The organism is Cellulomonas sp. P4_D11, assembly GCF_056401915.1.
In genome coordinates, this window is sequence record NZ_JBFUIK010000006.1 from 21,673 (window position 1) to 47,858 (window position 26,186).

The 26,186-nt window shown below is 71.6% G+C and carries 20 protein-coding genes and 1 tRNA gene; 3 read left to right on the forward strand and 18 right to left on the reverse strand.

Features of this window, described 5'->3' with window-relative positions:
* The 6 genes from AC1DT4_RS05500 to AC1DT4_RS05525 form a co-directional block, all read right to left on the reverse strand.
* Positions 1-975: a glycosyl hydrolase family 32 gene (locus AC1DT4_RS05500; protein ID WP_477088769.1), complete on the reverse strand. Its 975-nt coding sequence runs from the start codon at positions 973-975 to the stop codon at positions 1-3.
* Between the two features lie 2 nt (positions 976-977).
* Entirely contained in the window at positions 978-1,769 is a 792-nt protein-coding gene (locus tag AC1DT4_RS05505) for a carbohydrate ABC transporter permease (protein ID WP_477088891.1), read from the reverse strand.
* A gap of 151 nt (positions 1,770-1,920) precedes the next feature.
* Positions 1,921-2,760, reverse strand: coding sequence for a carbohydrate ABC transporter permease (locus AC1DT4_RS05510; RefSeq protein ID WP_477088770.1), 840 nt, complete (start codon positions 2,758-2,760; stop codon positions 1,921-1,923).
* A 212-nt stretch (positions 2,761-2,972) separates the two neighbouring features.
* Positions 2,973-4,277: an extracellular solute-binding protein gene (locus AC1DT4_RS05515; protein WP_477088771.1), complete on the reverse strand. Its 1,305-nt coding sequence runs from the start codon at positions 4,275-4,277 to the stop codon at positions 2,973-2,975.
* A gap of 90 nt (positions 4,278-4,367) precedes the next feature.
* Positions 4,368-5,405 (reverse strand): LacI family DNA-binding transcriptional regulator, encoded by a 1,038-nt coding sequence (locus tag AC1DT4_RS05520; protein WP_477088772.1) that lies wholly within the window; start codon positions 5,403-5,405, stop codon positions 4,368-4,370.
* A 122-nt stretch (positions 5,406-5,527) separates the two neighbouring features.
* Entirely contained in the window at positions 5,528-6,415 is an 888-nt protein-coding gene (locus AC1DT4_RS05525) for an alpha/beta fold hydrolase (RefSeq protein WP_477088773.1), read from the reverse strand.
* A gap of 65 nt (positions 6,416-6,480) precedes the next feature.
* Between AC1DT4_RS05525 and AC1DT4_RS05530 the strand changes: the two genes are divergently transcribed.
* The gene (locus AC1DT4_RS05530) at positions 6,481-8,448 is read left to right on the forward strand and encodes a potassium transporter Kup (protein ID WP_477088774.1); all 1,968 of its coding nucleotides are present in this window, start codon (positions 6,481-6,483) and stop codon (positions 8,446-8,448) included.
* A gap of 27 nt (positions 8,449-8,475) precedes the next feature.
* On the opposite strand, the gene AC1DT4_RS05535 is transcribed toward AC1DT4_RS05530, so the two are convergent.
* The 5 genes from AC1DT4_RS05535 to kdpA are packed head-to-tail and all read right to left on the reverse strand — an operon-like array spanning position 8,476 to position 16,109.
* Positions 8,476-9,162, reverse strand: coding sequence for a response regulator (locus AC1DT4_RS05535; protein WP_477088775.1), 687 nt, complete (start codon positions 9,160-9,162; stop codon positions 8,476-8,478).
* Positions 9,162-11,696: a DUF4118 domain-containing protein gene (locus AC1DT4_RS05540; protein ID WP_477088776.1), complete on the reverse strand. Its 2,535-nt coding sequence runs from the start codon at positions 11,694-11,696 to the stop codon at positions 9,162-9,164. The genes AC1DT4_RS05535 and AC1DT4_RS05540 overlap by 1 nt, the downstream gene beginning before the upstream one ends.
* On the reverse strand, positions 11,693-12,337 hold the full coding sequence (gene kdpC / locus AC1DT4_RS05545) for a potassium-transporting ATPase subunit KdpC (RefSeq protein WP_477088777.1): 645 nt from the start codon (positions 12,335-12,337) through the stop codon (positions 11,693-11,695). Before kdpC ends, AC1DT4_RS05540 begins: the two co-directional genes overlap by 4 nt.
* Entirely contained in the window at positions 12,337-14,448 is a 2,112-nt protein-coding gene (gene kdpB, locus AC1DT4_RS05550; protein ID WP_477088778.1) for a potassium-transporting ATPase subunit KdpB, read from the reverse strand. Before kdpB ends, kdpC begins: the two co-directional genes overlap by 1 nt.
* Positions 14,445-16,109 (reverse strand): potassium-transporting ATPase subunit KdpA, encoded by a 1,665-nt coding sequence (kdpA, locus tag AC1DT4_RS05555; protein WP_477088779.1) that lies wholly within the window; start codon positions 16,107-16,109, stop codon positions 14,445-14,447. Before kdpA ends, kdpB begins: the two co-directional genes overlap by 4 nt.
* Before the next feature lie 434 nt (positions 16,110-16,543).
* Here kdpA and AC1DT4_RS05560 point away from each other — a divergent pair, with 434 nt between their 5' ends.
* On the forward strand, positions 16,544-17,344 hold the full coding sequence (locus tag AC1DT4_RS05560; protein WP_477088780.1) for a DUF4118 domain-containing protein: 801 nt from the start codon (positions 16,544-16,546) through the stop codon (positions 17,342-17,344).
* Positions 17,345-17,596: 252 nt separating this feature from the next.
* Here AC1DT4_RS05560 and AC1DT4_RS05565 read toward each other — a convergent pair.
* The 6 genes from AC1DT4_RS05565 to AC1DT4_RS05590 form a co-directional block, all read right to left on the reverse strand.
* A tRNA-Thr gene (locus AC1DT4_RS05565) sits at positions 17,597-17,672 on the reverse strand.
* Positions 17,673-17,769: 97 nt separating this feature from the next.
* A complete protein-coding gene (locus AC1DT4_RS05570) occupies positions 17,770-18,300 on the reverse strand; it encodes a hypothetical protein (protein WP_477088781.1) in 531 nt (176 codons plus the stop codon).
* Positions 18,301-18,366: 66 nt separating this feature from the next.
* A complete protein-coding gene (locus AC1DT4_RS05575; protein ID WP_477088782.1) occupies positions 18,367-19,932 on the reverse strand; it encodes an alpha/beta hydrolase in 1,566 nt (521 codons plus the stop codon).
* A 113-nt stretch (positions 19,933-20,045) separates the two neighbouring features.
* Positions 20,046-21,185 carry a DNA polymerase III subunit delta' gene (locus AC1DT4_RS05580; protein ID WP_477088783.1) on the reverse strand — a complete coding sequence of 380 codons (1,140 nt, stop codon included), beginning with the start codon at positions 21,183-21,185 and terminating at the stop codon, positions 20,046-20,048.
* On the reverse strand, positions 21,182-21,832 hold the full coding sequence (tmk, locus tag AC1DT4_RS05585; RefSeq protein ID WP_477088784.1) for a dTMP kinase: 651 nt from the start codon (positions 21,830-21,832) through the stop codon (positions 21,182-21,184). Before tmk ends, AC1DT4_RS05580 begins: the two co-directional genes overlap by 4 nt.
* A 64-nt stretch (positions 21,833-21,896) precedes the next feature.
* Positions 21,897-22,904 (reverse strand): Gfo/Idh/MocA family protein, encoded by a 1,008-nt coding sequence (locus tag AC1DT4_RS05590; protein ID WP_477088785.1) that lies wholly within the window; start codon positions 22,902-22,904, stop codon positions 21,897-21,899.
* Positions 22,905-22,942: 38 nt separating this feature from the next.
* On the opposite strand from AC1DT4_RS05590, the gene AC1DT4_RS05595 reads away from it, so the two are divergent.
* Complete coding sequence (locus tag AC1DT4_RS05595; RefSeq protein WP_477088786.1) at positions 22,943-23,401, forward strand: hemerythrin domain-containing protein; 459 nt, start codon at positions 22,943-22,945, stop codon at positions 23,399-23,401.
* A 3-nt stretch (positions 23,402-23,404) separates the two neighbouring features.
* Here AC1DT4_RS05595 and topA read toward each other — a convergent pair whose 3' ends face one another.
* On the reverse strand, positions 23,405-26,131 hold the full coding sequence (topA, locus tag AC1DT4_RS05600; RefSeq protein WP_477088787.1) for a type I DNA topoisomerase: 2,727 nt from the start codon (positions 26,129-26,131) through the stop codon (positions 23,405-23,407).
* Positions 26,132-26,186: the final 55 nt, after the last annotated feature.

A 26,186-nucleotide genomic window follows, 5' to 3' on the forward strand; every position in this document is an offset into this window, starting at 1 on the left:
CTAGACCGCTGACGGCTGGCGAGCCGCCGCGAGCTCGCAGGTGAGAACGTCACCGACCCATGCCACGGGGATCGGGTCGCACAGCCCGCCGACGAAGCGTCCCGACCCGTCCTCGTTGACGAACGCGAGCAGGTTCCACGTGCCCGACCGGTCCTGGACGAGACGACCCGCGTAGAGCGAGCTGTCGGTCAGGCGCGTGGCGCGACGGGTGTCGAACGGACCGGTGAGCTCGTCGACGGGAACGGTCCAGATCCCGCCGCCCGGGTCCGTCACCCGGCGGTCGTCCGCGAGCTCACCATCGAGGCAGCTGAACAGCAGGACGCCCCGTCCGTCGACCTCGACGACCTGGAGCACCTCCAGCTGACCGAACCCGGCCCCGGGCTGGCTCAGCGGTGGGACGACGCGCCAGCTCCGCAGGTCGCTCGACGTGGCGTGCCCGACGACGCCGCGCTGCCGCAGCTCGCCGTGGCGCGCTCGCGCGGTGACGAGCATGTGCCACCCGGCCCCGTTCGGGTCGGGGAACACCCAGGGGTCGCGCCACGTCTCGTTGTCCCACGCCGAGTCGCCGAACAGCTCGTAGTGCGCGCCGTCGGCGACCACCGGTTGCTGCCCAGGTTCGGTCCGCCAGGCCAGCAGGTCGTCCGAGGTGGCGACGCCGATGCGCTGCCTCATGCCCGGCTCGGCTCGGGTGCGCCCTGTGTAGAACATGCGCCACAGTCCGTCGGGACCTTGCAGGACGGAGCCGGTCCAGATGGCGAGGTCGTCGAAGGCGGGGCCGTCGCTCGGGACGATGGCGTCCGCGACCTCGGTCCACGTCCGCAGGTCGGGCGAGACGGCGTGCCCGACGCTGGCCCGTTCGTGCCGGCGGTGCGGGTCGATCAGGGCACGGGAGGCCTTGAGGTAGAAGGCGTGGAACTGGTGGCCGTCGTCGACGAACCATGCGTCCCAGGTCCAGACGTCAGGAAGGAGGAACATACCTAGCCCTTCACACCGCTCGAGGCGATGCTGTTGATGAACGAGCGCTGGAACGCGACGAACAGCGCGAGGACGGGGATGGTGATCATCGACGCGTACGCCATGACCTGCCCCCAGGCGACGTTGAGCTGGAAGAAGTACTGGATACCGACCATGACGGGACGCAGCTCCTCGCTCTGGACGACCATCAGGGGCCACAGGTAGGAGTTCCACGCGGGCAGGAACGTCAGGATGGCGACCGTGGCGATCGCCGGTCCGGACAGCGGCATGACGACGTTGCGGTAGATGCGGAACCAGCCGGCCCCGTCCATGCGGGCGGCCTCGTCCAGCTCGCGCGGGATGCTCGAGAAGTACTGGTAGAAGAGGTAGATCGAGAACGCGTTCGCGATGAACGGGATGATCTGGACCTGGTAGGTGTCGATCCACCCCGTCGTGAACGTGAGGTGGAACCCGTCGAGCTCGAAGGACGGCAGCTTGTTGACCCACCAGACCAGCGGGAGCGCGAGCGTCTCGAACGGGACGATGAGGGTCGCGATGATCGCCGTCAGGACGAGCTGCTGGCCGCGCCACTGCAACCGCGACAGCCCGAAGGCCGCCAGGCTGTTGACGAAGATCCCGAGCGCGACGGTGATCGTGGAGATGCCGATCGAGTTCAGCAGGAAGCGCAGGAACGGCACGCGGGCGAACACCCCGGCGTAGTTGTCGAACGAGATCTCTCCGACCGGTACGAAGGCTCGCCAGTTGGTCAGGTCGTCGAAGATCTGCAGGTCGGGCTTCAAGGACGACACGAACATGAACACCAGCGGCAGGACGAAGATCAGGACGAGGACCACGCGGGCCACCGTGATCAGGACGGATCGCCGACGAGAGACGGCAGCCTTGCTGTTCGTGTCGGGGACCGGCGATGGCTTCACGCCGGTGGGCTGGTCGGTCAGCGTGGCCATGTCAGACCTTCTCCCGGGTCAGGTACCGCTGAATCGCGGCGACTGTGAGAACGAGGATGAAGAAGATGAGCGAGATCGCGGAGGCGTACCCCGTTGCCAGCTGCTCGTAGCCGGTGCGGACCGCCATGAACACGAGGGTCGTGGTCGAGTCGAGCGGCCCGCCCTGGGTCATCACGTTGATCTGGGAGAACAGGCTCAGCGCCGAGATCGTGATGGTGATGAGGATGAACGTCCGGGTCGCCCGCAGGCCGGGCCAGGTGATGTAGCGGAACCGCTGCCAGCCGGAGGCACCGTCGAGATCGCCCGCCTCGTAGAGCTCGGCGGGGATCGTCTGCAGCCCCGACAGCCAGATGATCATGTGGAAGCCGACGGCCTGCCAGATCGACATCACCATGATCGCCGGCAGCGCGGTGGACGGGTTGTTCAGCCAGTCGATCGGCGTGAAGTGCCCCAAGGTCACGCGCATGAGGACCTGGTTGAGCAGGCCGTCGAGCTGGTAGAGGAACTTCCACAGCAGCGAGACGACGACGATCGACGTCACGACCGGGACGAAGTAGATCGTCCGGAAGAAGTTGGTCCCGCGGACCTTCGCGTTGACCAGGACCGCAAGGAGGAGGCCGAAGCCGGCCTGGACCGGCACGACGACGAGCGCGAAGAACAAGGTGTTGCGCAGCGACGCCCAGAACACCGAGTCGGAGAAGAGGTTGACGAAGTTGTCGAAGCCGACGAACTCTGCCGGCCTCGGTGAGATCAGCCGGGCATTGGTGAAGGCCAGGACGAAGGCGAGGATCACCGGGACGAGGAGGAAGAGCACCAGGAGGATCCCGGCCGGCCCGACCATCCACGCAGCGGTCCGGGACTCGTGAGAGCGCGCGGAGGTCGGTCGGCGCTGACCCCCCGCGAAGGGTCGGCCAGTCTTGCGTCGGGCGGTGGCGAGCGCAGCGGGTTCGTTCCCGGGCGCGAGCGGAGTCGTGGAGACCATGACGGCCCTTTCGGGTTGGGTCCGGGCGGCCGGTGACGGGTTCTCCCGCCACCGGCCGCACCGACGCGGCGTCAGAACGCGTAGTCGCCGTTCTGCTTGATGTTGGAGTCGATGTCCTTGACGGCCTTGTCGAGGATCGTCTTGGCGTCACCGCCGGACAGGATGTCCTGGGTCGCCTTCTGGAACACCGAGGAGATGAACGGGTACGCCGGGGTCACCGGACGCACGAGCGCGTAGTCCTTGGCGAAGGTGAGGTAGATCTCGTTCTCGCCGCCGGGCGCGTACGCAGGGACCTGAGCCGCGGCTTCGTCGGTCGCAGGGACCAGGCCGAGCGTCGTCGCGAAGTCGACGAAGTACCTGGTCTGGTGGGCGAACTCCAGGTAGGCCTTGGCCGCGTCGGTGTTGTCGCACTGGCCGGTCATGCCCCACTGCCACGAACCGCCACCGATCTTCGGGCCCGTGCCCAGGTCGGGCGGCGGCATGACCGCGACGTCGTCGCCGAACGCCTTCCGGACCGTGTCGTTCGCCCAGCTCCCCGAGTACAGGATCGCGCTCTTGCCGTTGGCGAAGTCCGCGGTCGCGTCCTCGCCCGACTTCGCCGCCATGTAGCCGTCGCTGACCAGGCCCTGGAACCAGGTCGCCCAGTCGAGCGCCTCCGGTCCGTTGAGCACGCCCTCGGCGCTCTTGTAGTCCTCACGGTCGATCAGGTCCCCGCCGAAGCTCTGCAGGAACGGCGAGTAGCCGTACGGGATCCACTCGCCGCTACCACCGGTGCCGAGGTCGAGGGGGTAGGGCCAGTTGCCGGTCGCCTTGAGCTTGACCAACGCGTCGTCGAACTCCGCCTTGGTCCAGGGCTTGTCGGGCGTGGCCACCCGCACCCCTGCCGCCTCGAGCACGGACGGGCGGGCGAACATCGCGAGCGCGACGTCGTAGAAGCCGTACGAGTACACCTTGTCGCCGATGGTGCCGACCGTCGTGGGCAGCTGCCCGTCCCACGTGCTGTCCGGAAGGTCGAGCGGGGCCAGGTAGCCGGCCCACGCCCAGTTCGGCACGTTGGGCGCGTCGATGTCGACGATGCACGGCAGCTTCTTCGCCGACGCCGCGGCGACGACCGCGTCGTTGTACGAGGCCTGCGGGAAGGACTGCACCTCGACGGAGTACTTGTCCTGGCTGGCGTTGAAGTCCTTGACGATCCGGTCGACCACACCCAGCTCGGCCTCGTTGCCGCCGTTGTGCGTCCACAGCTCGATGGTGCCGCCGCCCGACGACGTCGTCCCGCCTCCGCTCGCGCTCCCGCTCGAGCAGGAGGCCGTCAGCGCCAGGGCGCCGATCGCTAGACTTGCCGCCGAGAGGCGACGAATGGTTCGGTAAGCCACGGTTTTCCTCCGATGTCACTGATGGGTTCTGCAAGGGATCCGGTTCCGCGTGCTCCAACACGCGGGCGGTGGCGGGCGTCGTCCCTTCCGCTACGGCGGAGGGGGCGACGTCACCGATGCGCGATGGATCACCGCGCACCGGAGCTCAGCGGTTCGCGCCGGCACCGTGGTGCCGGCAGGGGCGTCGATCTGGGCGTACAGCTGCTCGACGGCCCAGACGCCCATCTCGTAGTGCGGCAGGGCGACCGTCGTGACGCCCGGGTACAGGCCCGCGGAGATGAGCTCCAGGTCGTCGAACCCGACCACGGACAGGTCTGCCGGGATCGACAGCGCCAGCTCGGCCGCGGCGCGGTAGGCGCCCATGACCATCCGGTCGTTGAAGCAGAAGAGTCCTGTGGGCCGCGCGGCGCTGCGCAGCAGGCGGACGGCGCCTTCGTACCCGCCGTGAGCATCGGCAACGGCGTGCACGACGGTCACGTCGGCGTCCGCCAGACCAGCTTCTGCGCACCGCGCACGGAAGCCCCGCTCGCGACCGTGGCGGGCCGGGATGTCGTCGACGTTGTTGATCATGGCGATCCGACGGTGGCCGGCGGTCAGCAGGACGTCGGCCGCGTCCCATCCCCCGCGCACCTCGTCGGGAACGACCCATGACGTACCCGGCTCGTCCGTGCGAGCGTTGACGACGACGACCGGGGACCCGTGCAAGGCGTCCGGCAGGACGACGACCCGGTGGTACATCGCGGCGTAGAGCATGCCGTCGACCCGCCGGTCCTGCAGCGCCTTGATCGCCTGTCGCTCGACGTCGTCGTGATACTCGGTGGTCGCCACGAGGAGCACGCTCGCCCGGGCCCGCAGGGCATCCTGGGCACCGTGGATCAGGTGGCCGGCAAAAGGTGTCGTCGCGATCTCGTCGGAGATGAAGCCCACGGACTGGGACCGCTGCGTCCTCATCGTCCGGGCAACCGCATCCGCCTCGTACCCCAGATCGGCAGCGACCGCGTGCACACGGTCACGAGTGCTCGGCGCGACCCGAGCGGCGTTGCTCGCGCTGAGCGCGTGGGAGACGGTCGTGATCGACACGCCGGCGGCTGCCGCGACGTCCTTGATGGTTGCCCGGCTCTGAGGCATCGTCGCCCTCCGTTCGCTTCGTCGCGCGTCTGCAAATCGTTTTGCATCCGTGGTGATAGTCGTTCGCTCGCTGAAGGTTGTCAAGTCCCCCGCGTCCGACCGTGATCAGCTTGCAACCCGACCTAGGTGGCGCGTGCCGATCGCGGCGGTGTCCCGATGAAGGCCTCCACGGCCGCCTCGACCTGCGCGCGCACCGGCCCGATCCAGAACAGGTGGCTGGGTGCCTCGAGCTCGACGAGCACGGCGGGTGCGATGGTCTCGGCGAGGTCCTGGGCATGCCGGAAGGCGACCCCGGCGTCGGCCCGGGAGGCGGTGACCAGGGTGGGACAGCGGACCTGGGTCTGAACGAGTCGACGGTAGGCGTTGCGGTCCGCCCGCCCCTGACGCAGGTCGGCGGCGAACCCCGCCCCGGAGGACATGGTCCGGAACAGCTCGCGAGCGCGAGCCCGGTCGTCCGCCGACCACGTGTCCCACCAGTCGTCGATCGGTCTGGTGGAGAGCGTCGCGACCATCCTGCGCAGTCCCGCGTCCGAGCGGACCAGCCCGGCGACCGCCGCCCAGACGAAGCGCTGTGCGCCTTGACCGAACGCGAGCGGCCCGAGCAGCGCCTCCCGCGTCGTGTCCGGGAACGGGTGCGTGGACGGGGCGCAGCTGTGCAGGACCAGCCGCGGCACCAGCTCCGGCAGCGCCACCGCGCACTGGATCGCCTGCATGCCACCGAAGGACACCCCGACCGCTCCCGCTGTCTCGCCGATCCCCAACCGCTCGCAGCAGGCGGCGACGGCCGGCACGAACTCCGCAGCGCTGAGCTGTCCCACGCGGGTGGCGCCGTAGCCGGGGCGGGAGAACGACACGACCCCGTGGCCGCCGGACGTGTACACGCTCGACCCGCAGTCCACAGCCGCTGGGCAGTGCCCACCCGGGAAGAAGAGCACCGGTGGCTTGTCGCCTGCCACGACCATGACTTCGACCGCGCCCAGGGGGGTCCGGACCACGGTGGTCGCGCGCACCTCACGAGCATAGGTGCGCCGCGCGAGGCCCCTGCATCGGTCTCGCACCGTGCCAGGATGCCCCGGTGACGAACAGTCAGGGGCCGAGCGACCCCCAGCGACGCCAGACGGCGCCGGCCGCGAGCCGCCTCGACGTGCACGAGGGACCGCCGGCCAGGCACGGCACCAGGACCGCACTGACGCTCGGTGCCCTGGGGATCGTCTTCGGGGACATCGGGACCAGCCCGCTGTATGCGCTGCAGACGGTCTTCAGCATCAACCACAACGACGTCCTGCCGACCCCTGTCGACGTCTACGGCGTGATCTCGATGGTGTTCTGGTCCATCGCGGTGATCGTGTCGGTGAAGTACGTCGCCCTGGTCATGCGGGCCGACAACGACGGCGAGGGCGGCATCCTCGCGCTGGTCGCGCTGCTGCGCCAGAAGCTCGGGGACCGGCGGCGGCTCGCAGCGGCCACGATGCTGGGCATCTTCGGTGCGGCGCTCTTCTACGGCGACAGCGTGATCACGCCGGCCATCTCGGTGATGTCGTCGATCGAGGGCGTCGTGGTGGCCGACCCGTCCTTCGAGCGGCTCGTGCTGCCGGCCTCGGTGGTGATCCTCACGGTGCTCTTCGTCGTCCAGCGTCGCGGCACCGAGGTGGTCGGGCGGGCGTTCGGACCGGTCATGGCGCTGTGGTTCGGCGTCCTCGCCGTGCTCGGCGTACCGCACATCGCCCAGAATCCGGCGATCCTGCGCGCACTGTCGCCCACCTACGCCCTGGCGTTCGTCGTCGAGCACCCGGTCACGGCGTTCGTCGCCATGGGAGCCGTCGTCCTGACGATCACCGGGGCGGAGGCGCTCTACGCCGACATGGGCCACTTCGGGCGGGCGCCGATCCGGATGGGGTGGTACGCCGTCGTGTTCCCGGCGCTCACGCTGAACTACCTCGGGCAGGGGGCGATGATCCTGGACGACCCCACCACGATCGACAACCCGTTCTTCCACCTGGCACCCACGTGGGCGACGCTTCCGCTGGTGGTGCTGGCCACGCTGGCGACGGTCATCGCGTCGCAGGCCGTCATCTCCGGAGCGTTCTCCGTGTCCCGCCAGGCCGTCCGTCTCGGCCTGTTGCCGAGGCTGTCGGTGCGGCAGACGTCACGCCACGAGGGCGGCCAGATCTACGTGCCGGCGATCAACTGGATCCTGTTCTTCGGGGTGCTCGTGCTCATCGCCGTGTTCCGCAGCTCCAGCCGCCTCGCCACCGCCTACGGCCTGGCCGTCACCGGGACGCTGCTGCTCACCAGCCTGCTGTTCCTCCTGCTCGCCAAGCGAGTGTGGCACTGGGCAATGTGGAAGATCGCCGCGTTCGGCGTCGTCATCCTGGGCCTGGAGGTCGTGTTCTTCGCGGCCAACGTCGCCAAGATCGTCAGCGGCGGCTGGCTCCCGCTGCTCATCGCCGCCGTCGTCGTGACGCTCATGACCACCTGGCGCGCGGGTTCCCAACGGCTCGTCGCCCGGCGCACGCAGCTCGAAGGGCCGCTCGACGACTTCGTCGCGATGATCCAGCACAGCCAGGTCCGCCGCGTGCCCGGACTGGCGGTGTTCCCGCATCCCAACAAGCTGACGACCCCGCTGGCGCTGCGCTCGCACGTCGCCTTCAACCGCGTGCTGCACGAGCACGTTGTCATCGTGCAGATCATCAACGAGAACGTCCCGCACATCCGGCACGTCGACCGCGTCGTCATCGACGACCTCGGCTACGCCGACGACGGCATCGTGCACGTCAGCGTGCACGTCGGGTTCAACGACAGCCAGGACATCCCGCGCGGCCTGGCGCTCGCCATCGGCCAGAGCCCCGAGCTCACGCTGGACGTGGACCAGGCCCACTACTACCTCTCGCTCCTCGCCGTGCACGCCGCCCCGGCCCCCCACCGGAAGAACTGGCGCGAGCGGCTGTTCGTCTGGATGGCCAACAACGCCGCCAGCCGCACCGAGGTCTTCCACCTGCCACCGGACCGGACCGTGATCATGGGCGCCAACGTCGACCTGTAGGTCGTCGACGACCGGCAGCACCGCCCGTCAGGTCTCGAAGAGGTATCCCACGCCGGGCGTGGTGATGATGTGCCGGGGATGCGCCGGGTCGTCCTCGAGCTTTCGCCGGAGCAGCGCGGAGTACACCCGCAGGTAGTGGGTCTCCTCGGAGTACCCCGGTCCCCAGACCTCCTGCAGCAGCTGCACGCGGCCCACGAGTCGCCCGCGGTTGCGGACCAGTACCTCGAGCATCGACCACTCCGTGGGACTCAGCCGGACCTCGGACCCGTCCCGGAGCACGCGCCGGCGAGCGAGGTCCACGGTCAAGGCTCCGGCAGTGACGATCGCGTCATCGTTCTCGGATGGAGCGGACGCCCGTCGGACCGCCGCCCGGAGGCGGGCGAGCAGCTCGTTCATGGCGAACGGCTTGGTCACGTAGTCGTCGGCCCCGGCGTCGAGGGCATCGACCTTGTCCTCCCCGTGCTGGCGAGCCGACAGGACCACGATGGGGACGCGGCTCCAGCCGCGGATCGCCGTGATGACGTCGAGCCCGCTCATGTCCGGCAGCCCGAGGTCGAGGAGCACGACGTCGGGGGCCTGCGCCGCAGCAGCCGCGAGCGCCGATGCTCCGTCGCCGGCGGTCGTGACCTCCCAGCCGGTGGCGCGCAGCGTGATCGACAGCGCGTGCGCCAGGCCGGGTTCGTCGTCGACCACGAGGATCGTGTTGCCGGCCATCAGGCTGCCGTCTCCGCGAGGGGGACGGTGACCAGCATCGTGAGCCCACCGCCGGGGGTGTCCTCGACGCTGAGCCCGGCTCCGACGGCGGTGGCGAGGCCCTCGGCGACCGCCAGCCCCAGACCCAGCCCGTTGCCGGTCGTGTCCCCCAGCCTCTGGAACGCGGCGAACATGTGCTCCTTGACGTCGTCGGGTACACCCGGGCCGTCGTCGACGACCCGCACGACGACGTCGTCGCCGACGACGGCCGACGCCACCACCACGGGGCTGCCGACCTGGGCGTGCCGGACCGCGTTGGATACGAGGTTGGCGACCACGCGCTCGAGGAGGCCGGGGTCGGTGTGCACGAGCGGAAGGTCGTCCGGCACGTCCAGGACCACCGCGCCCGGTGGGTAGCCCTCGATGGCGAAGGGCACGATCTCGTCGAGGCTCGCCGCCCGCATCACGGGTCGGACGCTCCCCGTCTGCAACCGGGAGAGGTCGAGCAGGTTGTCGATGAGCCGCTCGAGCCGCGCGGTGGACTCCTCGAGGGTTCCGACGAGGGCTGCGCGGTCGACGTCGTCGAGGTCGAGATCGGCGGACGTCAGCCCGTCGACCGAGGCTCGGATGGTGGCCAGCGGCGTCCGCAGGTCGTGCGACACCGCGGCCAGCAGCGCGGTGCGCGTGGCGTCGGCCTCGCCGAGCAGGCGCGCCTGTTCCGCCTGCGCCCGCAGCCGCTCCTGCTCGAGCACGATCCCGACCTGAGAGGCGAAGGCCTCGAGAACGCGCCGGTCGCTCGCCGGGAGCACCCGACCCGTCAGGGCGAGCACCCGGTCGTCGTCCACGACGAGGACCACCTGGGCCGCCTCCGGGTCGAGGGCGGGATCGGCGCCGTCCGTCGCCAGGACATCCCAGCCCGTCCCGTTCCTCGAGAGCAGCGAGACCGCCTCGAGCGTGAACGTCTCGCGCAGTCGCGCGACGAGGGCGGCCGCGGTGTCCTCGCCCGAGAGCACCGACCGGGAGATGGTCGCGAGGGCGGACGCCTCGGCCCGGGCGCGGAACGCCTCGGTCGTGCGTCGGGCCGCGAGGTCCACGACGGAGGCCACCCCGGCTGCCACGAGGAGGAACACGCCGAGCGCGAGCGCGTTCTCCGGTTCGGCGATGGTCAGCATCCCGGTGGGCGTGGTGAAGAACCAGTTGAGCAGCAGGAAGCCGACGAGCGCGCTGACGATGGCCGGCCAGAGTCCGCCGACGAGGGCGACCAGGACGGTCAGCGCGAGGAAGAGCATGAGCTCGGTGGGCAGGCTCACGAGCTCGCGCATCGTGCTGAGCAGGACCGTGAGCAGGACCGGGCCGAGCAGGGCCACCACCCAGCCGGCGGCCCGGCGCGGGCCGGACAGCGCGGACCCGCGGCCTGTTCGGCGGCTGCCGGCGCGGGCGCGTTCGTGGGTCACCAGGTGGACGTCGATCATGCCGGCGAGCCGGGCGATCTCGGTGCCGTTGCTCTCGCGGACGGCTTCGCGCCAGCGGCCGCGCCGGGACACTCCGACGACGATCATCGAGGCGTTCACGCCGCGTGCGAAGTCCACGACAGCGCTCGGGACGTCCTCTCCCACGACCGTGTGGAACGTGCCGCCGAGCGACTCGACGAGTCGGCGCTGCTCGGCGATCCGCGCGGGCGGTGCGCTCGGCAGGCCGTCGGTCGCCAGCACGTGCACGGCCAGGAGCTCCGAGCCGGCCGCCCGCTGGGCGATCCGTGCCCCGCGCCGCAGCAGGGTGTCCCCCTCCGGACCCCCGGTGACCGCGACGACCACCCGCTCGCGCGCGGGCCAGGGCGACTCGATCCGGTGCTCGCGCCGGTAGGTGGTCAGCGCGTCGTCGACCCGGTCCGCCAGCCAGAGCAGCGCCAGCTCACGCAGCGCGGTCAGGTTGCCGACCCGGAAGTACTGCGTGAGGGACGCGTCGATCTGCTCCGCGCGGTAGACGTTGCCATGAGCAAGCCGGCGGCGCAGGGCTTCCGGTGAGAGGTCGACCAGCTGGATCTGGTCCGCGTCGCGCACGACGTGGTCCGGCACCGTCTCGCGCTGCTTGACGCCGGTGATCGCCTCGACGTCGTCGTTGAGCGACTCCAGGTGCTGCACGTTCACCGTCGTGACCACGTCGATGCCCGCGTCGAGGACGTCGTGGACGTCCTGCCAGCGCTTCGGGTGGCGGCTGCCCGGCACGTTCGTGTGGGCGAGCTCGTCGATCATCACCACCTGCGGCGCACGGGTCAGGACGGCGTCCACGTCGAGCTCGGTGAACTCGCTGCCCCGGTAGGTCAGCACCCGACGCGGCAGGATCTCCAGGCCGTCGAGCTGCGCCGCGGTGCCCGCTCGACCGTGGTCCTCCACCAGCCCGACGACGACGTCCGTGCCGCGCGCGAGACGGCGATGGGCCTCGTCCAGCATGGCGTAGGTCTTGCCGACGCCCGGCGCCGCGCCGAGGTAGACGGCGAGCCGACCCCGACGTGGGCGTTCGACGCGGGGGCCGCCGCCCTCGTCGGGACGGATCATGCGCCCAGGTCCTCAAGGGCGAGGTTCAGACGCAGGACGTTGACCCGCGGCTCACCGAGGACGCCCAGATCGCGACCGACCGTGGCGTCCTCGACCAGGGCCCGCACCTCGTCCTGCGAGAGTCCGCGTTCCGTCGCGACACGCGCGACCTGCAGCGCCGCGTAGGCCGGGGAGATGTCGGGGTCCAGACCCGAGGCCGAGGCCGTCAGCGCGTCGACGGGCACGTCGGCCGGGTCGACGCCCTCCTGCGCGGCCACCGAGGAGCGCCGCTCCTGCACGGCGGCGAGCAGGTCCTCGTTGAGCGGGCCGAGGTTGGATCCCGCCGAGGCGAGGGTGTCGTACCCGTCGCCGGCGGCCGACGGCCGCGGGTGGAACCACTGCGGCCCGTCGAACCCCTGCCCGATCAGTGCAGATCCCACCGCGTCCGTGGGGTCGGTCACCCGCTCGCCGGACGAGCTGACGAGCGAGCCGTGCGACTGCCACGGGAAGGCGACCTGGGCGACGCCCGTGACGGCGAGGGGATAGGCGAACCCGAGCACCACGGTCAGCACGAGCAGCACCCGAAAGCCGGCCCAGGTCTGCCGGAGGAAGGCGACGGTGTCAGAGCCCGTCGAGTAGTGGGGGCGGGGGGCGGTGGTCATCAGGACATCCCTAGGGCAGTGACGATCAGGTCGATGAGCTTGATGCCGACGAACGGGGCGATGACGCCGCCGACGCCGTACACCAGCAGGTTGCGCCGCAGGAGGGCCGACGCCGACGAGGGCCGGTAGCGGACACCCCGCAGCGCGAGCGGCAGCAGGGCCACGATGATCAGCGCGTTGAAGATCACGGCCGAGAGGATCGCCGTCTCCGGGCTGGTCAGGTGCATGACGTTGAGCACCCCGAGCTGCGGGAACGCCACGACGAACATGGCCGGCAGGATCGCGAAGTACTTGGCCACGTCGTTGGCGACCGAGAACGTGGTCAGGGCCCCGCGCGTGATGAGCAGCTGCTTGCCGATCTCGACGACCTCCAGCAGCTTGGTCGGGTTCGAGTCGAGGTCGACCATGTTGCCGGCCTCCTTCGCCGCGGTCGTGCCGGTGTTCATCGCGACGCCGACGTCCGCCTGCGCGAGCGCGGGGGCGTCGTTCGTGCCGTCGCCGCACATCGCGACCAGCCGCCCGCCCTCCTGCTCGCGCCGGATCAGCGCGAGCTTGTCCTCCGGCGTCGCCTCGGCGAGCACGTCGTCCACACCTGCCTCGAGGCCGATGGCCTTCGCGGTCAGCGCGTTGTCGCCGGTGACCATGACCGTGCGGATTCCCATCGCCCGCAGCGCGTCGAACCGCTCCCGCATGCCCTCCTTGACCACGTCCTTGAGGTGGATCACCCCGAGCACCCGGGCCGGCTGGTCACCCAGCTGCTCTGCGACGACGAGCGGCGTCCCGCCCGATGCCGAGATCGCGTCGACCGTCGCGGCGACGTCGGCGCCTGAGTGCCCGCCCGTCGTGCGCACCCAGTGCGAGACCGCCGCGGCCGCGCCCTTGCGGACGAAGCGCGCGGGGCGATCGGCATGTGCCGGCAGGTCCACCCCACTCATCCGCGTGCGCGCGGCGAACGGCACGAGCTCGGCCCCCACGAGCTCGCCCTCGGGGCGTTCGCGGAGCCCGAACCGCTCCTTGACCAGCACGAGGACCGAGCGGCCCTCCGGTGTCTCGTCGGCCATCGACGACAGCTGCGCGGCATCGGCCAGGTCCTCCGGTGCGACGCCCGGAGCCGGCAGCAGGTCGGCGGCCTGGCGGTTGCCCAGCGTGATGGTGCCGGTCTTGTCCAGCAGCAGCACGTCGACGTCGCCGGCGGCCTCGACCGCGCGGCCGGACATCGCGAGCACGTTGCGCCGGACCAGCCGGTCCATGCCGGCGATGCCGATGGCCGAGAGGAGAGCGCCGATCGTCGTCGGGATCAGGCAGACCAGCAGCGCGACCAGCACGATCAGCTTCTGCTGGGCGCCCGAGTAGACGGCGAAGGGCTGCAGCGTGACGACAGCGAGCAGGAAGATGATGGTCAGCGTGGTGAGCAGGACGTTGAGGGCGACCTCGTTCGGCGTCTTCTGCCGCTCGGAGCCCTCCACCAGCGCGATCATCCGGTCGACGAACGTGTGGCCCGCCGGCGCGGTGATGCGCACGACGATCCGGTCCGACAGGACGACCGTGCCACCGGTGACGGCCGAGCGGTCACCGCCCGACTCGCGGATGACCGGCGCGGACTCGCCCGTGATCGCGGACTCGTCGACGCTCGCCACCCCCTCGATCACGTCGCCGTCACCGGGGATGGTCTCCCCGGCCACGACCACGACCACGTCGCCGACCGTGAGCGTCGACGACGCGACCTGCGTCGTGGACAGGTCCGCGACGTCGTGCGCACCGACCACCTTGCGGGCGGTCGTCTCGCGCTGGGTCGCGCGCAGGCTGGCCGCCTGCGCCTTGCCGCGCCCCTCGGCCACCGACTCGGCCAGGGTGGCGAAGACCACGGTCAGCCACAGCCAGACGGCGATCGACCAGGCGAACACGCTCGGCTCGATCGCGGCCAGCACGGTGGTGAACGCCGCGCCGACCTCGACCACGAACATCACCGGCGAGTCCCAGAGCCGGCGCGGATCGAGGCCACGCAAGGCACCGGGCACCGCGGAAAGGAGCTGCCGCGGTGACAGCGTGGACGGTGCCGCGTCGACCGTGTGGGGCTTGACCGGGGGCGTTTCGAGAAGGGTGGTGCTCATGACAGGGACTCCACGACGGGACCGAGAGACAGGACGGGGACGAACGTGAGGCCGACCACGACGAGCGTCACCGTGACCAGGAGGCCGACGAACAGCGGGGTGTGCGTCGGTAGCGTGCCCGCGCCTTCGGGGACCTTGCGCTGGCTGGCGAACCGGCCGGCCATGGCGAGGACGAGCGCGATCGGCACGAACCGGCCGACCAGCATCGCCAGGCCCAGCAGCGTGTTGTAGAACGTCGTGTTGACCGTCAGGCCCGCGAAGGCGGAACCGTTGTTGTTCCCGGCGGACGCGAAGGCGTAGACGATCTCGGACAGTCCGTGCGGGCCACCTTGAAGCTGACCGGCGAGACCGGGCGGTGTCGAGATAGCGACCGCGGAACCGATCAGCACGACCGCCGGCATCGTCAGGATGTAGAGCGCGACGAGCGTGATCTCCTGCCGACCGATCTTCTTGCCGAGGTACTCGGGTGTCCGCCCGACCATGAGGCCGGCGAGGAACACCGCGACGATGATCAGCACGACCATCCCGTACAGGCCACTGCCGACTCCGCCTGGCGACACCTCACCGAGAAGCATGTTGAGGAGCGCGACGCCACCACCCTGCGCGGTCAGGGAGTCGTGCGTCGAGTTGACGGCGCCGGTCGACGTCATGGTCGTCGACGCCGCGAAGAGCGCCGACGCGGCCTCGCCGAACCGGACCTCCTTGCCCTCCATCGCGCCACCGGCGGCCGCCGGGACCAGGCCTTGCCCGGCCATCTCGGCCCAGGTCAGGAACCCGACCGCGGCGATCCACAGGGTCGACATCGCCGCGAGGATCGCCCAGCCCTGCCGGCGGTCCCCGACCAGGCGCCCGAACGTCCGGGGCAGGCTGAACGGGATGAGCAGCAGCAGCACGACCTCGAGCGCGTTGGTCCACGGCGCCGGGTTCTCGTACGGGTGCGCCGAGTTCGCGTTGAAGAACCCGCCGCCGTTGGTGCCCAGCTCCTTGATGGCCTCCTGCGAGGCGACCGGCCCGCCGAGCACCGACTGGGTCCCGCCCGCCAGCGTCGTGATCTCCGTGTGTGCGTTCAGGTTCTGGATCACCCCGGCCGCGACCAGCGCCAGCGCCGCGACGAACGCGAGCGGCAGAAGCACGCGAACGGTCACGCGCACCAGGTCGGCCCAGAAGTTGCCCACCCGGCCATCGGTCCCGGACCGCGCGAACCCGCGGGCCAGCGCCGCGACGACAGCCACCCCGACGGCGGCGGACAGGAAGTTCTGCACCGCCAGGCCCGCCATCTGGTAGAGGTGACCCGCGGCCGCCTCACCGGAGTACCACTGCCAGTTGGTGTTCGTGACGAACGAGACCGCCGTGTTCCAGGCCCCGGCCGGATCGAGAGCCGACATGCCGATGTCGAGCGGCAGCTTGTCCTGCAGCCGACCGAGACCGAACAGCACGAGCACGGACGCCAGCGAGAACCCGAGCAGCGAGAGCAGGTAGGTGCTCCAGCGCTGCTCGGCGTCGGGGTCGACGCGCATGAGCCGGTACCCCGCGCGCTCGACCGCGAGGTGCTTCGGCGAGGTGAGGGTCCGGAAGATGTAGTCACCCAGAGGCCTGTGCGCCGCGGCGAGAACGACCACCACGATGCCGATCTGCCCGATCGCGATCCACGTCGCGCTCATCGGACCTTGTCCGAACGGAGCAGCTGGACCACGAGGTAGACGAGCAGTGCGCCGGCGATCACGAGGCCGGCGATGTCGAGCCCGCTCATGAGCGGTCTGCCCGGCGGGCGAGGAGCGCGACGGCGGCGAAGAACACCACGGTCAGCGCGAGGAAGGCCACATCGGCCATGGGTCTCACAGCACCTTCAACGACGGACGGGGGCCGCTCAACGGGGCCAGCCCGGCGGTCCACACCAGGACCGCAACCGCAGGTCTACGCCTCCGAGAACGCTCCGAAGGCGGTCTTGACGGAACCTTGACGGCCGCCAGCGGTGTCTTAGCGCAACGTTGTCGCCGCGCATCGCGAGACCGACTCCATACTCGAAAGGACAGCCGCAACCGGGCCCCGGTCGACCGACAGGAGACCGTTCGCGGCACGCACGAGAGCAGGAGCCATGGTGGACAGCCCGTCGTTCGTCCGGCCCAACCGACAGGTCGTGCTGGCCTGGGCGGTCCTCGCGCCGCTGATCGCCGCAGCCCTCTTGCAGGCGCTCGGAGACCGGGTGACGACCACCACGGCAGCGTTGATCCTGGTGCTCCTGGTCGTCGCCTCGGCGGCCTCAGGTCTTCGGTCCGCAGGCATCGTGGCCGCGTTGTCGGCCGGCGCCTGGTTCGACTTCTTCCTCACCGAACCGCACGGGAGCTTCAAGGTCGCGAACAGCGACGACATCCAGGCGACGGTGCTGCTGCTGCTCGTCGGCGTGGCCGTGAGCGAGATCGCGCTGTGGGGCCGCCGTCAGGAGGCGAAGGCGAGTCGCCGTGCGGGCTACCTGGACGGCGTCTTCGGGACCGCGGACATCGTCGCCCAGACCGGTGCCTCGCCCGACGCCCTGATCGAGCGCGTCCGCCACCAGATCGTGTCGATCCTCGACATCGACTCCTGCCGCTTCGAGCCGCTCGGGGCGGAGATCCGCTCGGCGACGCGACTGAACCACGACGGCTCCGTCACGCGACGCGGCGCCGAGGTCGATGTCGACCGTCACGGCCTACCGACCGACGACCTGATCGTGCTCGACGTCAGTCAGGGCAGCGCACTGCAGGGCCGGTTCTCTCTGGCCGCGTCGACCCGCGTCGTCCGACCGACCGTTGAGCAGCGTCGGGTGGTCGTGCTCCTCGCCGACCAGGTCGCCTCTGCGCTGAGTGCCCGGGCCTCTTCCGGCGGCGCGGGTGCCGAGCGATCCGCCTCGCCATCCTGAGGCGTGAGCGGGCGACGAAGACTCGACGGTCCGGCGCGTCAACAACGGGATCTCGGACAGGGAGGATCGATCCCCCTCGGTGCGCTTGCGCAGGACAGGGAGCTACGCCGCTCCTGGCGCGACGTCAACGAACCCGCCGGGGCCTGATCGTGGCTCCCTCTCGGCCCAATCGTGCGTCACAGCGGTCGCTGCGCGCACCTCCACGACGAAGGCCCCGGACCAGCGTTTCCGCTGGTCACAGGGCCTTCGTGGTGGAGCCGCCTAAGAGAATCGAACTCTTGACCTTCTCATTACGAGTGAGACGCTCTGCCGACTGAGCTAAGGCGGCGTCGTCGGGATCCGTGGACCCCGGCGAGCCCGCTCACTGTACCCGGAGGAACCCCGGCGCTCCAAAGCGGGAGCGCAGGGGTCCGGAGGGTCGTTCGTCACGACTCCAGCGGGCGGACCGGGCGGCCGGGAGCGCACGCGATCGCCGCCGCCGTGAGCGCGACCGCGTCCTCGGCCAGAGCCGCCTGCCAGGTCGGCAGACGGTCGACCGCCCACGCGCGCCAGGCCGCTCCCCCGTACGCGCCGGCCAGCCCGCCGACTGCCCCGACCAGCGCGGGGACGAACGGGCGCGCGTGGTCGCGGGCGGCAAGCATGGTGGCGCCGATCGCCCCCGACGCCGCGCGCGTGGGGCCGCCGCCGTGCTCGAGCCGGCTCGGTGCGGTGGGCAGCTTGTCGCCGATGAGCTCGCCGACGACCGCCACCGCGGCGCCGGCCCGGACCGCCGGGCGGCGCCCGCTCGTGATGGTCGGTGCGCCAGGCCCGAGCGAGGCGCGCGCACCGGCCGCCCAGCCGAGGAGCAGCGACCGCAGCAGCAGCCCGGTGCTCGGGCGCCGTCGCGCCGGGCGACCGCCGGAGCTCAGGGCCGGCGCGGTCGAGGGGACGCGGAGGGCGCGCGCGTGGAGTGCCATGCAGCCACCGTCACCCGCCGACGTGCCCCCGGCAACCGGGCGCGGGTCAGACGATCGCCGCCTACGTCAGCAGCGCGTGCCCTCCGCGGGGACGGTCCCGGAGAGCAGGTAGGCGTCGACCGCGTTCGCGATGCAGTCGTTGGACGAGCCGTAGGCCGTGTGCCCCTCGCCCTCGTAGGTGAGGAGCACGCCGGACGACAGCAGGTCGGCCAGCTGCTCGGCCCACGTGTAGGGCGTCGCCGGGTCGTTCGTCGTGCCGATGACGACGATGGGCGCCGCGCCCTCGGCGGCGTAAGAGTCCAGGCCGCCGACCTCCGGCACCGGCCACTTCGCGCACAGCGTCCCGCCGAAGCCGAAGAAGAACCCGACGGTCGGGGCGGCCGCCTCGATCTGGGCGGCCTCGGCGCGCATGGTGTCGAAGTCGGCGGAGTCGCGGGTGTCGACGCAGTTGATCGCGTCGAACGCCACCACGGAGTTGGTCGAGTACGTGCCGTCCTCGGCGCGGTCGGAGTACTGGTCCGCCAGCGCCAGCAGCGTCGCCCCGCTGTTCTGCTTCAGCGCCTCGGTCAGCCCCTGCGTGAGGTACGGCCAGTAGGACTTCGAGTACAGCGGGAGCGCGATGCCGTAGAAAGCGAGCGAGCTGGTCAGCTTCCGGTCGGTGCCGGTGGGCAGCGGGTTCTCCTTCGCGCGGTCGAGCAGGGCGCGCACCTGGCTCAGCCCGTCGTCGACGGACCCGGTCAGCGGGCAGCGGGAGCCCGCCTGGCAGTCGGCGATGTAGGCGCGCAGGGCGTTCTCGAAGCCGACCGCCTGGCCCTCGGACGCCTCGGCGGACGTCAGCGTGGGCGGCAGGGCACCGTCGAGGACGAGCCGGCCGACCTTGTCCGGGAAGAGGGCGGCGTACGTGGCGCCCAGCTCGGTGCCGTACGAGAAGCCGAGGTACGCGAGCTTGTCGTCGCCGAGTGCGGAGCGGATCACATCGAGGTCGCGTGCCGCGCTGACGGTGTCCACGTGCCCGAGGGCGGCGCCGGTGTTCGCCAGGCAGGCCGCGCCCAGCTCGCCGTAGGTGTCGATGACCGCCTGGATCCCGGCGTCGGTGGAGTAGTCGGGATCGGTCGCGATGATCGTGTCCAGCGTCGGCCCGTCGACGCACTGCACGGGGTTGGAGCGCTGCACGCCGCGCGGGTCGAAGGACACCAGGTCGTACTGCCGCTGCACGTCCTCGCTGACCATGCTCTTCGCCTGGCCGAGGAAGTCGACGCCGGACGCACCCGGGCCGCCCGGGTTGAGCAGCAGCGACCCGAGCGGTTCGCCGCCGGTGGCCCTGCTGCGGGCGAGGGCGATGCCGATCGACGCACCAGCGGGATCGGCGTAGTCCAGCGGGACCTGGGCTGTCGCGCACTCCCCCTGCTCGCACGTGGTCCACTCGAGCTGCTGCCCGTAGAACCGCCCCAGGTCGTCGCCGGCCTCGGCGGTCGGCGAGGCCGACGTCGCCCCTGGCGTCGGGCCGGCGGCCTGGTTCTTGGGCGCGGCGCAGCCGGCGAGCAGGACGACGGCGACGACGAGGGTGGCGACGAGGCCGTGCCGTCGGCGCACGACGCCCGCGGGCGCGGCGGGGCGGTCGGAGAGCGGCATGCGCACACGGTAGCCGTCGATCCTGGGCCGTCGGCCCGCGTTCCCCCCGAGCCACACACCCGTCACCCGATCTGCACACGAGAGCCGCCGTCAGCGGGCGCGGCGGCTCGTGCTCACCCCTGCGGGCGCAGCGCCACCGCCATCGCTTCCACGGCCAGCAGCGGCGCGACGTTGCCCGCCAGCCGCGTGCGGGCCTGGCCGATCGCGTCCATCCGGCGCAGCGTCTGCTCCGCCGTGCTCGCCCCGGCGAGGGCACGGACCGACTCGTCGTGCTCGACGTTCACCAGCTCGACGCCGGCGTCCAGCTGCACCACCAGGACGTCGCGGTAGAGCGAGAGCAGGTCGACCATCGCACGGTCGAGGACGTCGCGCTGCGAGCGCGTGGCCCGTCGCTTCTGGTCCTCCTCGAGCTGCCGGACCTGGGTGCGCAGGGTCGGCGGCAGGGTCGCGGCGCCCTCGGCTCCCATGGAGCGGAGCAGCTCGGCGCGCTCGTCGGCGTCGCGCTGCTCGGTGGCCGCCTTGGCGTCCGCCTGCGCGGTCTCGACCAGCTCGCCGGCGGCCAGCACGGCGTCGCCCACCCCGCGGATCTTCCCCGCGATGCCCAGCACGGCCTTGCGCCGAGCCCGCGCCTCCGGGTCCCGGGCGAGCCGGCGGGCGATGCCCACGTGGCTCTGCGCGGCGCGGGCGGCGATGGCCGCGACCGCGGGGTCGATGCCGTCGCGGGACACCAGCAGGGCCGCGACGGCGTCGACCGGAGGCACGCGCAGCGCGACCGAGCGGGCACGCGACCGGATGGTGACCAGCACGTCCTGCGGGCTGGGCGCGCAGAGCACCCAGACCGTGCGGCCGGCGGGCTCCTCGATCGCCTTGAGCAGGGAGTTGCCGCTGGTGTCGTTCAGCCGGTCGGCGTCCTCGATGATGATGACGCGGTGGCGGCCCTGCGCCGGGGAGCGCTGCGCCAGCTCGACCAGCGGGCGCGCGGTCTCGGCACGGATGAAGACGCCCTCGGTCGCGACCACCGTGACGTCGGGGTGCAGGCCGCGCAGGGTGGTGGTGCAGTCGTGGCAGACGCCGCACCCCCCGGTCGCGCACTGCAGCGCGGCCGCGAACGCCCGGGCCGCGTTGGACCGGCCCGACCCCGGCGGGCCGGTGAGCAGCCAGGCGTGGGTCATCGCCGCGGGGTCCTCGACCGCGTGGCGCAGGACCTCGACCGCGGGCTCCTGCCCGACCACGTCGTCCCAGACGCTCGTCACGGCGCGACCCCGAGGATCGTCGCGACGCGCGCGCGGATCGATCGGCCGAGCTGGTCGACGGGCTCCGTCGCGTCCAGCACGAGCCACCGCCCGGGCTCCGCCGCAGCCCGCCCGAGGAAGGCGTCCCGGGTCCGCCGGTGGAACTCGTCTCCGGCGCGCTCGAGCCGGTCCGGGTCCCCGGTCAGCCGGGCCTTGCCTTCGACCGGGTCCAGGTCGAGCAGCACGGTGAGCGCGGGGAGCAGGCCGTCGACGGCCCACAGGGAGAGGCGCTCGACCTCGTCGGCCCCCAGGTCCCGACCGCTGCCCTGGTACGCGACGGAGGAGTCGAGGTAGCGGTCGGTGACCACGACCGCGCCGCGCGCGAGCGCCGGGCGCACCAGCGACGCGACGTGGTGGGCACGATCGGTGGCGTAGAGCAGCGCCTCGGTGCGGGCGTCGACGTGGTCGCCGTGCAGCACGGCGTCCCGCAGCAGCAGGCCCAGCTCGGTGCCGCCGGGCTCGCGGGTCAGCACGACCTCGCGCCCCAGGCTGGTCAACCAGTCGCCGAGCAGCCGGGCCTGGGTGGACTTGCCCGCGCCGTCGCCGCCCTCGAACGAGACGAAGAGGCCCGGCGGGACGAGGGTGCCGGGGGCGTCGGGCGAGGTCACGTGCGCCAGGGTAGCCGCCGCCGCGGACACGTCGGGCGCGCCGTGCACGGCGTCGCCGCCCGGCTCACTCGCCGGGGTAGCTGACCCCGATGAGCGAGCGGATGGTGTCCATGGTCCGCAGCACCTCGAGCGTGTTGTCCCACGTCATCCGCGGGCTCTCCGTGGCGCCCAGCGCGACCTGGCGGGCGACCTCCGCCGCCTCGTACTGCAGGCCCTTCGTGCCCGGCTGGTCGAACTCCCAGACGCGGCCGTCGAGGCGCTGCACGCGGAACGACGTCGGCGCGTAGAAGCTGCCCCGCACCACGATGTTGCCCTCGGTGCCCGAGATCATCGCCATGGTCGGCGTCTTGGCCCACATCGTCGTCGACAGGGTCGCCTGGGCGCGCTCGCCGTAGGACAGGACGATCGAGATCTGGCCGTCGACGCCGGTCGAGGTCAGCTGCCCGACCGCCTGAACCGCGTCCGGCACCCCCAGGAAGTCGTGCGCGAACGAGACCGGGTACACCCCGAGGTCGAGCAGCGCCCCGCCGGCGAGCGCGGGGTCGAACAGCCGGCTCTTCGGGTCGAAGGTGAACGCCTGGCCGTGGTCGGCGGACAGGTTGATGATCTCGCCGATCTCCCCGGCGTCGATCACCTGGTGCAGCGCGTAGACGTGCGGCAGGAACCGCGTCCACATCGCCTCCATGACGAACACGCCGGCCTCGCGCGCGGCGGCGAACACCGCCTCGGCCTCGCCGGTGTTCCGCGTGAAGGCCTTCTCGACGAGCACGTGCTTGCCGGCACGGATGGCCAGCAGGGCGTGCTCCTTGTGCTCGGAGTGCGGCGTCGCCACGTAGACCGCGTCGACCTGCGGGTCCTCGACCAGCTCGCGGTAGCCCACGTGCGTGGTCGGGATGTGGTGCGCGGTGGCGAACTTCTGGGCGCGGTCCCGGTTGCGCGAGCCGACCGCCACCAGCTGCGCGCGGGTGTGCGCGTTGACGGCCGCCGCGAAGGTCGCGGCGATGTTGCCGGCGCCGAGGATGCCCCAGCGGATCGGCGGTGCGGTGCGGGGGTCCTGAGCGCGGTCTGCCATGGGCGACAACCTAGCGCGGTGTGCGGCACAGTTGCCGGGTGCCGTCCGCTCCTGACCGCCTGACCGCGTGGGGCCAGCAGCTGGTCGAGGTGCACGACCATCTGCGCGACGAGCTCGACCGGCTCCTCGACGGCCTCGACGGGAGCAGCACGCTCACCCCCGACCTGCGCGCGCACTGCGCCGCGTTCTGCAGCGCGGTCGGCCGCCACCACACCGGCGAGGACCGGACGGCGTTCCCCGCCCTGGCGGCGCAGCATCCCGAGCTCCGTGACACCCTCGACGGGCTCGCGCGCGACCACGTGGCGGTCGCCGGGATCCTGCAGCGGATCGAGGAGGTGCTGCGGACGGCCGGCGACGACCCGGCGGCGGCGCGCGGCGAGGTCGACGGGCTCGCCGCCATCTTGGAGTCGCACTTCCGCTGGGAGGAGCGGGCGATCGTCGGCGCGCTCGACCGCCTCCAGGACCCCACGCTGACGCGGGAGGACCTGTTCGGCTGAGGCCTACTTCTTCGCGGCCGCCTTGGTCTTGGCCGCCGGACGGCGCGGCGGTGCCTTCTTCTTCGCCGGTGCCGACGCGCGCTTCTCCGCCAGCAGCTCGACGGCCTGCTCGCGCGTGATCGACTCAGGAGTGAGGTCGCGCGGCAGGGTCCGGTTGGTGACGCCATCGGTGACGTAGGCGCCGAAGCGGCCCTCCTTGACGGTGATCGGCTTCTCGGAGGTCGGGTCGTCGCCCAGCTCCCGCAGCGGCGGCGCGGACGTGGCGCCGCGGCCGCGCTTGGGCTGCGCGTAGATGGCCAGGGCCTCGTCGAGCGTCGTCGTGAAGAGCGCCTCCTCGGACGCGAGCGTCCGCGAGTCGGTCCCCTTCTTCAGGTACGGGCCGTAGCGGCCGTTCTGCGCGGTGATCTCGGTGCCGGTCTCGGGGTCGACGCCCACCACGCGCGGCAGCGACAGGAGCATCAGCGCGTCGTCGAGCGTCACCGACTGCAGCGACATCGACTTGAACAGGGACGCCGTCCGCGGCTTCGGGACAGCGGCGAGGGCGCGCTTCTGGGCGGCGGCCGACAGCGAGGTGTCGATCTCGGGATCGGGCAGGATCTCGGTGACGTACGGGCCGTAGCGGCCGTTGCGCGCGACGATCGGCGTCCCGGCGACCGGGTCGGTGCCCAGCACCTGGTCGCCCTCGGGCTGTGTCTCGAGCAGCTCGCGGGCCTTCGCCACGGTCAGCTCGTCGGGCGCCAGCTCCTCGGGGACCGACGCCCGCCGGGGGTTGCCGTCCTCGCCCGGCTCCGCGAGGGAGTCCTCGAGGTACGGCCCGTACCGGCCGACGCGCAGGACGATGCCCTCGCCGATCGGGATCGAGTTGACCTCGCGCGCGTCGATGTCGCCCAGGTTCGCGACGAGGTCGCGCAGACCCTCGCCCTCCTCGTTGCCGGACCCGTCGCCGAAGTAGAACCGGGTCAGCCACGCCACCCGGTCCTTGTCGCCGGCGGCGATGGCGTCGAGGTCCTCCTCCATCTCGGCCGTGAAGTCGTAGTCGACCAGCCAGTCGAAGTTCTCCTCGAGCAGCCGCGTCACGGCGAACGCGAGCCACGACGGCACGAGCGCCTGCCCGCGGCCGGTGACGTAGCCCCGGTCCTGGATGACCGAGATGGTCGCGGCGTACGTCGACGGGCGGCCGATGCCGCGCTCCTCGAGCGCCTTGACCAGCGAGGCCTCGGTGAAGCGCGGCGGCGGCGAGGTCCGGTGGCCGTCGGCGGTCAGGTCGGACGCGGACACGTCGTCGCCCTCGGCCATCCTGGGCAGCCGGGCGTCGTCCTTCTCGGCCGCCGGGGCCTCGTCGGCGTCCTCGGAGTACCGCGAGACGTCGCGACCCTCCTCGTACGCGGCCAGGAAGCCGCGGAACGTGATGACCGTGCCCGACGCCGAGAACAGGACGTCGGTGCCGTCGGCAGCGGTCGCACCGAGGCGGACCGAGGCCGTCTGGCCGCGGGCGTCGGCCATCTGCGACGCGACCGTCCGCTTCCAGATCAGCTCGTACAGCCGGAACTGGTCGCCGGACAGCTCGCGCGCCACCTGGGCCGGGGTGCGGAAGTGGTCGCCGGCGGGCCGGATGGCCTCGTGGGCCTCCTGCGCGCCCTTGGCCTTGCTCGTGTAGACGCGCGGCGCGTCCGGGATGTACTCGGCGCCGTACAGCTCCGACGCCTGCCGCCGCGCGGCGTCGATCGCCTGCGAGCTCAGCGACGAGGAGTCCGTACGCATGTAGGTGATGTAGCCGTTCTCGTACAGCCCCTGCGCCGTGCGCATGGTCTGTCGCGACGCCATCCGCAGCTTGCGGGACGCCTCCTGCTGGAGCGTCGACGTGGTGAACGGCGCGGCCGGGCGGCGCGTGTACGGCTTGGTCTCGAGCGAGGCGACGGAGAAGTCGGCGTCGGCCAGGCCGGCCACCAGGGAGGTCGCGCGGGCCTCGTCGAGGTGGGCGACGTCGGCGGCCCGCAGCTGCCCGGTGTCGAGGAAGTCGCGGCCGCTGGCCACGCGCTGCCCGTCGACGGACGTCAGGCGCGCGCTGAACGACGGCTCGGACGTGTCGGCCACGGCGAACGTGCCGGTGACGTCCCAGTAGTCGGCGGCCACGAATGCCATCCGCTCGCGCTCGCGCTCGACCACCAGCCGCGTGGCCACGGACTGCACGCGGCCCGCGGACAGGCCCTGGCGGACCTTGCGCCACAGCACCGGGCTGACCTCGTAGCCGTACAGCCGGTCGAGGATGCGCCGGGTCTCCTGGGCGTCGACCAGGCGGTCGTCGAGCTCGCGGGTGTTGGCCAGTGCGCGCTGGATGGCCTCGGGCGTGATCTCGTGGAAGACCATCCGCTTGACCGGGACCTTGGGCTTGAGCTCCTGCAGCAGGTGCCAGGCAATGGCCTCGCCCTCGCGGTCCTCATCGGTGGCCAGGAAGAGCTCGTCCGACTCCTTGAGGAGCTTCTTGAGCTCGCTGACCTTCTTCTTCTTGTCCGCGTCGACCACGTAGTACGGGGCGAACCCGTTGTCGACGTCGACCGCGAACTTGCCGAACGGGCCCTTCTTCATGTCCGCCGGGAGCTCCGAGGGCTGGGGCAGGTCGCGGATGTGCCCGACGCTCGCCTCGACGTCGTACCCCTCGCCGAGGTACCCGGCGATCGTGCGCGCCTTGGCGGGCGACTCCACGATCACGAGCTTGCGCCCTGCAGACATCGGTCAGGCCCTTCTCAGACTTCGACGGGTCGGACGACCCGCTTCCACGTGCACC